This is a genomic window from Pedobacter cryotolerans (assembly GCF_005116475.1).
Taxonomy (GTDB): Bacteria; Bacteroidota; Bacteroidia; order Sphingobacteriales; family Sphingobacteriaceae; genus Pedobacter; species Pedobacter cryotolerans.
The window spans coordinates 183,816-196,831 of record NZ_SWBO01000004.1; the positions used below are offsets into that span (position 1 = coordinate 183,816).

11 protein-coding genes are annotated in these 13,016 nt (G+C 34.6%); 1 reads left to right on the top strand and 10 read right to left on the bottom strand.

Translation table 11 applies throughout. From position 1 onward, the window contains the following. Nucleotides 1–39 precede the first annotated feature (39 nt). The 7 genes from FA045_RS08685 to pyrE all read right to left on the bottom strand — a co-directional run bounded on the left by FA045_RS08685 (nt 40) and on the right by pyrE (nt 9,961). Nucleotides 40–687, bottom strand: a complete 648-nt coding sequence (locus FA045_RS08685; protein ID WP_169305036.1) for an outer membrane beta-barrel protein — start codon at nt 685–687, stop codon at nt 40–42. Between the two features lie 197 nt (nt 688–884). Next, nucleotides 885–3,485, bottom strand: coding sequence for an ATP-dependent chaperone ClpB (gene clpB, locus FA045_RS08690; RefSeq protein ID WP_136876564.1), 2,601 nt, complete (start codon nt 3,483–3,485; stop codon nt 885–887). Between the two features lie 547 nt (nt 3,486–4,032). Continuing rightward, nucleotides 4,033–5,223: an alpha-L-rhamnosidase-related protein gene (locus FA045_RS08695; RefSeq protein WP_225871315.1), complete on the bottom strand. Its 1,191-nt coding sequence runs from the start codon at nt 5,221–5,223 to the stop codon at nt 4,033–4,035. Between the two features lie 9 nt (nt 5,224–5,232). Beyond that, nucleotides 5,233–5,742 (bottom strand): hypothetical protein, encoded by a 510-nt coding sequence (locus tag FA045_RS19060; protein WP_225871307.1) that lies wholly within the window; start codon nt 5,740–5,742, stop codon nt 5,233–5,235. 345 nt (nt 5,743–6,087) lie between these two features. Continuing rightward, complete coding sequence (locus FA045_RS08700; protein WP_136876566.1) at nt 6,088–8,748, bottom strand: alpha-L-rhamnosidase; 2,661 nt, start codon at nt 8,746–8,748, stop codon at nt 6,088–6,090. Between the two features lie 125 nt (nt 8,749–8,873). Continuing rightward, nucleotides 8,874–9,272, bottom strand: a complete 399-nt coding sequence (locus FA045_RS08705) for an SRPBCC family protein (protein WP_136876568.1) — start codon at nt 9,270–9,272, stop codon at nt 8,874–8,876. Nucleotides 9,273–9,307: 35 nt separating this feature from the next. Then, nucleotides 9,308–9,961: an orotate phosphoribosyltransferase gene (gene pyrE, locus FA045_RS08710; RefSeq protein WP_136876570.1), complete on the bottom strand. Its 654-nt coding sequence runs from the start codon at nt 9,959–9,961 to the stop codon at nt 9,308–9,310. Nucleotides 9,962–10,253: 292 nt separating this feature from the next. Here pyrE and FA045_RS08715 point away from each other — a divergent pair, with 292 nt between their 5' ends. Next, nucleotides 10,254–10,862, top strand: a complete 609-nt coding sequence (locus tag FA045_RS08715) for an NUDIX hydrolase (protein ID WP_136876572.1) — start codon at nt 10,254–10,256, stop codon at nt 10,860–10,862. A 125-nt stretch (nt 10,863–10,987) separates the two neighbouring features. On the opposite strand, the gene coaD is transcribed toward FA045_RS08715, so the two are convergent. From coaD to FA045_RS08730, 3 genes are all read right to left on the bottom strand, one after another. Continuing rightward, nucleotides 10,988–11,449 carry a pantetheine-phosphate adenylyltransferase gene (coaD, locus tag FA045_RS08720; protein ID WP_136876574.1) on the bottom strand — a complete coding sequence of 154 codons (462 nt, stop codon included), beginning with the start codon at nt 11,447–11,449 and terminating at the stop codon, nt 10,988–10,990. Nucleotides 11,450–11,660: 211 nt separating this feature from the next. Then, nucleotides 11,661–12,203 carry an RsmD family RNA methyltransferase gene (locus FA045_RS08725; protein ID WP_136876576.1) on the bottom strand — a complete coding sequence of 181 codons (543 nt, stop codon included), beginning with the start codon at nt 12,201–12,203 and terminating at the stop codon, nt 11,661–11,663. Then, nucleotides 12,194–13,012, bottom strand: coding sequence for a DUF3822 family protein (locus FA045_RS08730; protein ID WP_136876579.1), 819 nt, complete (start codon nt 13,010–13,012; stop codon nt 12,194–12,196). The genes FA045_RS08725 and FA045_RS08730 overlap by 10 nt, the downstream gene beginning before the upstream one ends. Nucleotides 13,013–13,016 lie beyond the last annotated feature (4 nt).

A 13,016-nucleotide genomic window follows, 5' to 3' on the forward strand; every position in this document is an offset into this window, starting at 1 on the left:
GAATAATTACATTTCAGCGGCTTTTTTATGTTAATGAAATTAAAAATGAAAATTAACACCAAATGATGGAGTGAAATTATCTAAGACTAGCTTTACATTCCTTTTGCTTCTGTAAGGGTAATCTATATTTGTATTTCTTTCATTAAAATAGCTGATTAATGGAAAAGAAAACTCGATATTCCATTTTTGAGTGGGTAAAAATGCAAAACCAGGATTTAAACTCGCTCCAAAACCTTTAAAAGTATAATCTGTGCGATATAAATAACCAGTGTCATCAATGTTTTTGTAACTATTAATTTGAAAACTGAGGTTTGCTTGACCAAAGAACTTGAAGTTTTCTTTTACATGAATGTAATATCTGGAAAAAGGGGAAAGACCAAAGTTTTCTTCTTTAAAACCAAAACTACTTATTGTTGTACCAATCTCATTATCATAGTATTCGTAACTTTCGCCGTTTAATTTCGAAAGACTGTAATTAAACTCCATTCCTAAAACGAAGTTGTTGTTTAAGAAATAGCCAATTCTGGGGTTAATGGCTAGAGAATTTAAATTTATTGAGTTGCTGTTTTGATTTGAAGTACCAAAACTAAAACTTAAGCCTCCAATAGTAGTTCCCTTTTGTAATTGTGCATGTGTAACAAACCCGATGGCGCATAATGAGGCCATTAAAAGTAATTTAATTTTCATATTGATTTCATTTTGTGTGTAATCAATATTAATCATTATCGATAAAAATAACAATAGAATACCTGCTTCAGGATTGAAACTTTTACGTTACTAAGTATTTGATTTACAATTGTTTTTTGAGGTGTAGGGAGCTGATAAAGCCACAGATGAATAGAGTACACTTAATAACCTTTTCATCTGTGGAAATAATTTTTTAACTATTTGTCATTCTCATTCAAAAACACAAACTGATGATCGAACATATCTAGTTTTATTTTACTATCCTTATCAACCTTACCTGCTAAAATTGATTTAGATAACTCGTTCAATATCCTTTTTTGAATTACCCTTTTTAATGGTCTAGCACCAAATTGTGGGTCGTAACCTAATTCTGCTAGCCAATCTAAAGCTCCTACACTAGCTTCCATAGTTATGCCCATTTCTGCTAAAGTATGTTGAACTTGTTTAAATTGTAAATCAACAATGTTTCTAATTTCGCTTCTTTGCAAGGGCGTAAACATAATCAGTTCATCAATTCTATTTAAAAACTCAGGGCGAATGGTTTGTTTCAACAGTTCGAACAGCTCATTTTTAGTTTTTGCAATTACTTCGTCTCTGTTTTCATCACTTAAAGCTTTAAAATTATCCTGAATTAAATGCGAACCAATGTTCGATGTCATAATAATAATCGTGTTTTTAAAATTCACCACACGACCTTTATTGTCGGTTAAACGCCCATCATCCAATACTTGCAACAAGATATTAAACACATCAGGATGTGCTTTTTCAATCTCATCTAACAATACAACCGAATATGGTTTTCTGCGTACAGCTTCTGTTAATTGCCCGCCTTCATCATAACCCACATATCCCGGAGGCGCACCAATCAATCTAGAAACGGCGTGTCTTTCCTGATATTCGCTCATATCAATCCTTGTCATTGCGTTTTCATCGTTAAATAAAAACTCAGCCAATGCTTTTGCCAATTCGGTTTTACCAACACCAGTTGTGCCTAAGAAAATGAAAGATCCAATTGGTTTACGTTTATCTTGTAAACCTGCTCTAGATCTACGTATCGCATCAGAAATTGCTTCAATAGCCTCATCTTGCCCGGCTACACGTTTGTGCAATTCATCTTCCAAGTTCAGTAATTTCTCACGCTCACTTGCAATCAATTTCGTAACCGGTATGCCCGTCCATCGTCCAACTACACCTGCAATATCATCAGCAGTAACTTCTTCTTTTAGCATTCTGCTTTCGCTCTGCACACCTTCTAAATCAACTTTTAGCTTTTCAACTTTGTCTTGTGCTTCTTTAATCTTTCCATAACGAATTTCGGCAACTCTACCATAATCTCCAGCACGTTCTGCTTGTTCTGCTTCTAATTTATAAGCTTCAATTTGTTCTAATTGATTGTTTACGGCATCAACCAAGTCTTTTTCGCCTTGCCATTTTGCTTTTAACTCATCACGCTCAGCCGAAAGATTTGCAATATCTACAGAAAGTTCTTTAACCTTTTTATCGTCTTTTTCTCGTTTAATTGCTTCACGTTCAATTTCCAAACGCATAATCTCACGGTCTAAAGCATCTACATTTTCTGGAACGCTATCCATTTCCATACGTAATTTAGAAGCCGCTTCGTCCATCAAATCAATTGCTTTATCTGGTAAAAAACGATCTGCAATATAACGTTGGCTCATTTCTACCGCCGCAATAATGGCCTCATCTTTAATCCTCACTTTGTGGTGTGTTTCGTAACGTTCTTTTAAACCACGCAAAATCGAAATTGCATCTTGCGTGTCAGGCTCATTAACCATTACTTTTTGAAAACGACGTTCCAAGGCCTTGTCTTTTTCTAAATATTTCTGATATTCATCTAAAGTAGTAGCGCCAATTGCCCTTAATTCGCCTCTGGCCAAAGCAGGTTTTAAAATGTTTGCCGCATCCATTGCACCTTCGCCACCGCCAGCACCAACCAAAGTATGTATTTCATCAATAAACAAAACAATGTCGCCATCGCTTTGCGTTACTTCTTTAACTACTGCTTTTAAACGTTCTTCAAATTCGCCTTTGTATTTTGCGCCAGCAATTAGCGAACCCATATCTAGCGAATAAACCGTTTTGCTTTTCAAGTTTTCGGGTACATCGCCTTTAATAATTCTAAAAGCAATTCCCTCTGCAATAGCGGTTTTACCAACACCTGGTTCGCCAATTAAAATTGGGTTGTTTTTCGTTCTACGAGATAAAATCTGAATAACACGGCGTATTTCTTCATCTCTGCCAATAACGGGGTCTAATTTTCCGCTCTCGGCATATTCATTTAAATTTCTGGCGTATTTATTTAAAGCTTGATAAGTAGCTTCGGCATTTTGATCGGTTACTCTATTATCGCCACGCAAAGCCGTAATTGCTTTTTTGAGGTCTTTTTCGTTAACGCCTTGTTCTTTTAGCAATTTCGAAGTAGCATCGTTAACAGCCAATAAGCCCAATAACAAATGCTCTACGGAAACAAAATCATCTTTAAATTCTTTTAGATAAGAAGTTGCTTTTTGCAGTGCCGAATTAGCACTAGATGACAGATATGCATCGCCACCTGTTACTTTTGTTAATTTTTCTATAGCTTCGGTTAAGTTTTGCTCAACCACGTTTAGGTTCACATTTAGTTTCTTTAGTACGTAGCTAACCACGTTTTCATCAACTGTTAGCAAACCTTTTAATAGATGTGCAGTTTCAATAGCTTGTTGCTGATTGCCCTGCGCTATTTCAGAAGCTTTTTGGATAGCTTCTTGTGCTTTAATTGTAAAGTTGTTGAAGTTCATATTTTCCTTTCATTCAAAACAAATGCCACAGGTTTTTCGCTTTGTTAATCGGAAATTTTGTCGGTAAGACTTGATTTTGTAAGACTAATTGACTGTAAATAAGTGATTTATACTGAAATTTTGGCTGTGTAAAAGATTGTCATCCTGATCGTAGTCGAAGGAGGAAAAACAATGTGAGTAGTTCTTGGCTATTTTAGTCCTTCTTTTTGTTACAATATTTTGAGCTTCGACTACGCTCAGCTTGACAAAATATTTTCACTTCAATAAGGTTTATTTAACAAAGCTAGTGGTTCTTGGGCGGTTAAAGCCTAAGCAAATGGTATAAACTCTTAGATCATACTAAAGGTAACACCAGAATTTAAGAAACAATCTATATTCATTGCCGTTGGCTTCAGCCAACGGAATAGGAATGAAATATCCTGGCTTTAGCCACATTTTATTAATGTCTGGTGAGGACACCAGCCAAGGAATAACCACCTACAAAACATAGGCTTGAGTAGTTTCTTCTATATCAACTATGTGCCTATGTGTTTAAATTTTCATCAAACTATCTCAAAATCTTAATTGCTTTTGGAGCTGAAATAGTAGATTTAACTGTGCCATCAGCCATTTTTTGATGTTTCACCTTAATTAAACCCATTGGAGTAGGGAATGTACCTTCGGCAAATTTCAAATCGCCCAAATGTGGTTTTATACGCACAACTTTACAACCTGGCTCTATAACAGAAATACCTAAAACGTGTTCTGTTAGCCAAGGTGTTGGTCCAGAAGCCCAGCCGTGGCAAAGACTATGTCTAAAACCGATGTAGCAATAAGCACCGTAAGCACCGTGAATATCAATTTTTCCATCAGGAACTAATTCATCAATTCTTGCAGCATTTTTAGTCCAATCCATATTAAAATCTTCCCAAAAAGTAGTAGCACCAAAGTTTAACATTGCACCCCAATATTCGCGGATAATATTTATTGCACCTTGATAATCGCTTGCCTTAGCTTTGGCTTGTAGCATATAATAACCAAAAAAGGTAGAGAAATTTTTAGCACCTCCATCACTTAAAACCTCATTGGCTTGTTTAGCATCCATCAATTTAGCTAATGAAAGTAAAGCTGCAGCTTGTTTAGAATTGTTGTGTGGCGGAATGTATTTCTTTAATCTGTTTACAGCTTCCATACATTTTTTTGCAGTTACAATATCTCCTAATTTGGTTGATAAATCGCTGCCAGCCTGTAAAGCTAAAACCATCATTGCTTGTAAACCTGCGTGTATGGCTTTTGGATCTTCGCTAGATGGCCAATCTAAAAATCGTTGACCATCTAATTTTTCTTTATTATCACTATCAATTTTTTGAATTAACTGATTAAGTAGTGGCGTTAAATAAGCTTGCTGTTCTTTTAGGTATTTCAAATTCCCGTTGTGGTAAAACCAATCCCGCTGATTAATAATCCACCACATAGAGTAAGCACTAATTCCATTCATCCACTCGGGTAAAGGTGTAGTGGCTTTTGCAAAATCTAAGGATTTAGGCACTACTTCATTATAGCCAAAAACAGTGTTTATGGTAGCTATTTCTGGGTTTAAATCGCCAACCCAAACTAATCTGTCTCGTTTAATACCATCCCATAAATAATCTTGCATATTTAATTGAACGGTGTAAGCGCCAGTTTTCCAAATTTTGTTCAATAAAGTGTCGCTAGAATTGAAAGAGCCTTTGTAAGCTAAATCTCTATACTTTGAGATTGCTCTAACTTATTTCAAAACCAGTTTAACATCATCTTCAACCAAATCAATTCTCACAAATCTAAAACCAGTATTTCCAATTTCGGCAATGCCCAGCCAAGGTAAAATGGTTTCTAAATCTCTAATGGCGTGGTCGTTAGTGGCACCACCTTTTCCGCCAATATCAGACATTGCTTCGCTTGCAGACTCGCCAAAACGCAAACGTATTTTGATGGGTTTGTTTCCAGCCCAAATACCCGTTACAATTTGAACTCCGCCTTGTAATTCTTTACCAAAATCTAACAAAATACTAGCTTTGTCTTCCTTTTTATTTTCTAGAATGCAAATATTTTTATTGCTTACATCAGCTTGCCCAGTTCCAGGTTTTAGTAATTGAGCTTCGTTTTTTACAAGTCCAGCTTTAAATAAAACCCTAGTTGCACTTACATATTCAGTTACACGCTCGTTACCAGTTTTAACTTTTTGAGCATAGGTGTTTGTTAAAAAAAACAGACAAATTAAAAAGGTAAAATATTTCATTAACACAACCATTTAAGTTATTTAATTATTGGTTGGTGGGGACACCAACCAAGGAAGTAAAATTAAAAAGGTAAAATATTTCATTAACACAGCCATTTAAGTTATTCAATTATTGGTTGGTGGGGACACCAACCAAGGAAGTAAAATTAAAAAGACAAAATATTTCATTAACACAGCCATTTAAGTTATTCATTTATTGGTTGGTGTGGACACCAACCAAGGAAGTGAAATTAGAAAGACAAAATATTTCATTAGCATAGATATTTAAGGTATTGATTATTGGTTGGTGGGGACACCAACCAAGGAAGACTCCCAAGGTTGGTGTACCCACCAACCTTCAATAGTTTATTTCAACTCAATTTTATATTCGCCAGCCTGTAAGTTAAAAGTTCCACCAGCTATTTCTTTTCCATTTAACAGCGTTTTTCTATCTCTAATAAGCTCTAATTTAACTGTTGCATTAGAATTTGCAGGGATAATGACTTTATATTCAATTCCCGTAGGTGTTCTTTTCCAAGCAGAAACAATTTTTCCATAAGGACTATCGTGAGTTGCTTCAAAAGAATTTAATCCTTCAACAAAATAGGGTTGGAGAATTACATTTTTAAATCCTGGTTGGCTTTCATCCGGCTTGATGCCGCCAGGTGCTTTATATAACCAAGCTCCAATTTCTCCAAACATAATGTGGTTCATCGAAATATCAGATTTTGCATCAATTGGCCAGTTTTCATACAAAGTTGTTGCACCATTGGCAATCCACCAACCCCAGCTAGGGAAAGTTTTTTGTGAAGCAACTTTATAAGCAATTTCTGCATAACCATTCTCGCTCAACGCATTTAAAATGGCTTTTGTGCCCAACAAACCCACGTCTAAATGAAAATTATCTGCTTCAACTCTTTTAGCTAAATTTTCTGCAACTAAAGCCTTACTTTCTTCGGGTACAATACCCCAAAATAACGGAACGCTTAATTCTGTTTGTAAGCCTTTGTTATAAATGCCCGTTGTTTTATTTAAGTATTTGGCATTAAAAGCGTTTTTTATTTTTAAAGCTACTGCAGTGTATTTTTTAAAGTCATCGGCTTTGCCTAAAATTTTAGCTGTTTTAGCCAAAATAACTACATCTGCATAGTAATAACAGGTAGAAGTTAACTCAACAGGCGAAACAGATTTTACAGGCACCCAATCGCCCAAACCCCAAGTTGTAAGGCCAGTGGGGTAGGTTTCGTTTATGTGATTAACATACTTGCGAATGTTCTCATAATTATCTGCTAATATTTTGGTATCGCCATAAAAACGATAAATATTCCAAGGGATAATGGCAATTGTACTGGTCCAATCTGGTCCATTGCCCCATTCGTAACCCCAACCATCGGTAGGGATAATTGATGGTAAAACCCCATTTGGTTGTTGTTCATCTCTATGGTCGGCCAGCCATTTTTCGTAAATAGTAATGCCATCAAAACCATATAAACCTGTTTCTATGGCAATGGCTGCATCGCCTGTCCAACCATTTTTTTCGCGTTGCGGACAATCGGTTGGGTAACCAAAAAGGTTAGATAAATAGGAGTTGTTAGTAGCGTAATAAATTTTGTCAATTAAAGGATCTGATGCTTTTACGCTACCTGCCACAGGTACATCGCTATGCATAAAATAGCCAACCAAATCTTCTTTTTTTAAGTCTATTGGTGCACTTAAACTAACTTCTACATATTGGAAACCTTTATAATTAAAATGAGGCATAAAGCTTTGTTCGCCTTTGCCACTTAAAATTAAAATGTCAGTTTGAAAAGGGTCTTTATCATTTGTTGGGCGATAATGAACATCGATGTTAGACATATCTGCCCTGCCATTGGCGTACAATCTTTCGGTATGTTTTAACCTTACAATTGTGCCAGCTGGGCCATTGATTTTGATTTTACTCACGCCAGAAATATTCCTTCCTAAATCGAATAGGTAAGTAGTATCGTTAAATTTTTTGATGCTTTTTGCCGAAATTTCTTCCACATTCCTAACGGGATGCATCGCTTGCGCTACAATTTTACTAGATGGCGCAGAGCGATAAATTACTCTTTTCCACTTTGTGTCATCAAAATCAACCTTGTTCCAACCGTCTTGCTCTAATCTGGCATCGTAATGTTCGGCTGTGTAAATGCTATTAAAAATTATCGGACTTAATGCCGTTTTCCAATCCTTGCCAGATTTAATGTTTTCTGTAGTGCCATCGGTATAGGTAATTCTCAAATCCAAACAAAAAGTTGGCCTATTGCGCCAAGGTGCTTTTTCAAAATCCCAAACTGCAGTACTTTGATGATTGTACCAACCATTGCCCAACAACACACCAATTGCATTTTTACCATTTTTTAAGTGATGGGTTACATCGTAAGTAACGTATAAATTTCTTCTGTCAAAACGGGTGTACATAGGGTCCATTCTATGATTGCTAACTTTTTCTCCATTTAACGAAAGTTCAAATAATCCGCCAGCGGTGATATAAGCCCGAGCTGATTTGATTTTTTTTGCTGTTTCGAAAGTTTTACGGAAATAGGGTGCGGGTTTAAGATTAACATTTTGATTATCAGAAATCCATGAACCTTGCCAATTTTGCTCGTTCATCATCCCCATTTCAAAACTGGCAATTTTAAATTTGTTATGTTTAATGTTGTTTTGATCAGCGATATCTACTCGCCAATAATATTTAGTAAAAGGTTTTAGTAATTGCCCAGCATAAGTTTTTAGCGATGAGCTGGTCTGCAACCATCCCGTGTTCCATTGTATGGCTTTACCTTGTGCTAAAGCATTGGAATCTGTATTTACTAAAATTCTAAAAGCAGTTTGTTTGGCGCCAATTCTTTTATCGTCCATTTGCCACGTAAAACGAGGATTTGGATTATCTAAACCAATTGGGTTAACCAAATACTCGGCTTTTAAGTTTGTTGGTGCTTGAGCAAAGGAATTTAAAAAGGAAAATAAAAAGGAAAAAAATAAGAAGGTTTTGGATAACATCATTTTATACTATTTGAATAACTAAGGTATTAAAAATGAGTTAAAATCAAATTTGTTGGCTGTAAAATCTTAGACACAAAAAAACACCATCATTTTGTGATGGTGTTTGATATAAATTTTAAAAGCTATTAAACTATGGCTTCTTTTAATTTTTGTGTTTGATGATCAGCTAGTTTTTGCAAAGGTCCCGAAGCTAACATTTTCATCATCATATTTAAATCGGCTGTGATTATATGTTTTGCGATGGTACCTCCATTTTCACTTGGTTCAACTGTCCATTTTAATTCAACATCAAAAGGAGGTTTTTCTGTAGGTACAGCAATGATTTCGCTGTTTGGCACACGACTAGAAATTTTAATAGCCAATTTAGCCATATTTTGAATAGTAAAACTAGCTTCATCAGCTGTAGAAGACCAATTGTAAATATTTTCGGGCATTAATTGTTGGTGGTTATTTAAATCCTCCAAAAAGTGATAAACTTTATCAATTGGTAAATTTAACTCAACTGCACTCTCTATAACTGTCATATATTTGGTCTAATAACTTAAAATAAATTTAACGCTTAACTCAAAACTTCTTTACCCCATTCCGCAGGGTTTTCACGCCATTTGTTTAATAAATCAATGTCGTTTTGAGCAATAAAACTATGTTCTGCTGCATAATCAATTAAGGCGCTGTAGTTCGATAAAGTAGAATAACGACACTTTGCAGCGGCAAAATTTTCATCAGCTTGGTCAAAACCATAAGTAAATATAGCAACTAAACCGGCAACAGACAAGCCTGCTTCACGTAATGCATTTACAGCTTGTAAACTACTTTTACCAGTAGAAATTAAATCTTCAATTACTACAACTCTTTGACCTTCAATCAATTCTCCTTCAATTAAACTACCTGTGCCATGTTCTTTAGCCTTAGCTCTTACATATATAAATGGCAAACCCAATTCTTGGGCCACTAAAACACCTTGCGGAATACCTGCTGTGGCAACGCCTGCAATAACATCTACAGCACCAAATTCTTCTTGTATTTGCTGTGCTAATTTTTGGCGAATATAAGTTCTAACAGATGGATGTGATAAAGTGATGCGATTATCACAATAAATAGGAGATTTCCAGCCAGAAGCCCAAGTAAATGGGTTATTTGGTTGAAGTTTGACTGCTTTAATTTGTAATAAAAATTCAGCTACCTTTAATTCAATATCACTTTTATTATACATGGTTCAAAAATAACTATTTTATATGAATGATATTGATTTGTTTTAAATTGAATATCCACAATTTTTGATCTATTAAATACAACTAATTGAATTTGAGATGATTGTTTTGTGAACAATTTTCTAAAATATCTAAAAGTGGTGATTGCATTAAAATGCTTGGATTTTATTCCTTAAAACATTTATTGCTTTTAATAATTTTTTATACTTTTAAAAAATGCAGTTCACGGTAAGCTAACAAAACTTGCTGCTTAATGTTTAATTTTTCTCTACTTATTTAATGCCTTTACTAAATATGAAAAGCTACCGAATTTATTTTAATGATAATACGCTGTATATTGCAGATTCTATTCCAAATCAAATAGAAAAAATACAGCAACTTTCGGTAAACGATTTTAGCTTTTTAGATTTTTATAAAACTTTGCGTAAAGGTGGTAACAAACATTATGCACTAATTGATGAAAACCCAAAAGCGCTATTTAAAAAAATTAAAAAGAAATTGAACATTATTAAGGCAGCAGGTGGCTTAGTAGCCAATGCTAACGGCGATTTCCTATTTATTTTTAGAAACAAAAAATGGGATTTGCCCAAAGGGAAAGTTGAGAAAGGCGAAAAAATTAAAATTACCGCAGTTAGAGAGGTTGAAGAGGAGTGTGGTGTAACTATCGAAAAACGCGAAGACTTGTTGTGTAAAACCTATCACGTTTACGAATTAGAAGGAAAAGTGATTTTAAAGCGAACAACTTGGTATAAAATGAAGGTTAAAGGAAGTCCTAAGTTAATACCACAAGTTGAAGAAGGCATTACCACCGCATCTTGGGTGGCACCATTGGGTATTAAGGCTAAAATGAAAAATACTTATCCTTTAATATTGGATGTTTTAAAAGCTGGCGGCTTGGTTTAGGTTACTTTTTAAATCTTTTCTACTTTGTAAATCTTTACAGATTGACAAAGTTTAAGACTCATGATTTTTCACAATATTTAAAAATTTGACAATCCTTTGAGGATTTTCAAGGGATATTAAACTATTTACAAAAACTCAATCACCTCTTTTGGTACAAACGGACTAATATTTCCTTTGTTTCTTAAAATATCTCTAACGATAGTTGAGCTGATGGCAGAATATTCAGGTTTGCTCAATAGTAAAATGGTCTCTACTTCGGGCATCATGGTCTGATTAATTTGTGCAATAGCTCTTTCGTATTCAAAATCTGATGCCGAACGAATACCTCTTACCATGTATTTTGCGTTAATTTTTCTACAAAAATCTACCGTTAAACCTTCGTACAATTGTACATCTACCTTTTCGTTTCCAACAAAAATCTTTCTTACCATTTCTTCTCTTTTTTCGGCCGAGAGGAAGTTTTGTTTCGAGCTATTTAAACCAATGCCAATTACAATTTGATCAAACAGAGGTAATGCTCTTTTTAAAATATCAACATGAGCAATGGTCATGGGATCAAAAGAACCTGGAAATAGTGCGATTTTCATAAAGTAAATATATAGAAAAATTAGAAGTCAGAAAGTTGGGAAGTCAGAAAAGTCAGAAAGTTGGGAATTTTGAGAGGAGGCATTTTCAACTATTTGTCTTAACCAATGGAGAGAGATCTTTAAAAATAGCAGAATTTTTATGTTTTAGGCACTGCTTTGCAGGCTAGAGATTTCTCTCCCGAAGAAAAATCGGGATCGAAATGACATCAAATTACCCTTCAACTTTCTCAAAAAAACTAAAGGAGCTATTGCCGTATTTCCTTACTTCAGTAAAACCTGGCAATAATTTTAATTTTAAAAACGGTGGATGTTCAACTATCAAGGTTCCATTATCCGTTAATAAATTGTGTTTCATCACCAATTCTGGTATCATCGGGATATTGGGCAAATCATAAGGTGGATCTGCGAAAATGATATTATATTGATGGTTATCTTGTGCTAAAAACTTAAATGTATCAGCTTTTTGAGGCTCAATTTGCGCCAATTCAAATTTTTCTGCAACCGATTTTATCCACGCTACACAACCCGGATGTTTATCTACCGCTCTAACATGTTTAATGCCACGCGAAGCAAATTCAATACAAATACTTCCAGTTCCACTGAATAAATCTAATACATCACATTCGTCAAAATCGTAAGTATTGTAAAGTATGTTAAATAATGCTTCTTTGGCCATATCTGTTGTTGGCCTAACGGGAAGATTTGCTGGCGCATTAAATTGTCTTCCTTTTAAAATTCCACCGATTATACGCATTTGCTTAGGGCTAATAAACTACTGTAATAATGAGCAGGCATATCGTCTAAAATATCTTGATCTAAATCATTTGAAATGGTTAAAAATTCAATCGCATTAAAATATTTTAGCAAACAATTGTATTGATGGTCGTTCTCATGAATAATTCCACAAATATAAACCATGGTACTACGCTCAACCTTTAATTGATTAATCATTAATAATAGGTAATAATTAAATTCTTCAACATCAGCTATCTCATAACTTTGCTGAAAAATAACGCGATTATCATTTAAGTAAATCAAGTTTACATTGCCCACCGTAAAATCTAAAATCAGGGATGCTGAATTTAATTGCTCAGCTTGATTTAATAAACCAGCATTTTCATGAAATCTTTTAGCTGCTGTAAAATTTAAAGCGTCATCTGTATTTTTTGGCAAAGAAAAAATGGTGCGAAAATTAAAATGCTGCTGAGCATCAACATAAATATTGTTTGAATGATGTTCTGGGAAATATTGCGCATTAGCACCAATATTTTCTTCGCTATACAGTTCAATAGGTATGGTAATTGAATTTGGCGTGTTTATGGCAATTTTAACATCCTGATAAGCTAATGTTAGATAGGGATCTGTTTTTAAACGATCAGCTAATTTTTTAGCTCCATCTCCGCATTCCTGCTCATCATAAACAGCATTTACTTTGTTAGTTTCCCTATCTATAATTGCATAAGAGAAACTTTTTAAGCCAATTTTAACCAGTAAACTACAATTAGTTGAAGTTGATGGTTCGAAAGTTGGATTTATCAATAAGATGCTATTTTTATTATCCATATGT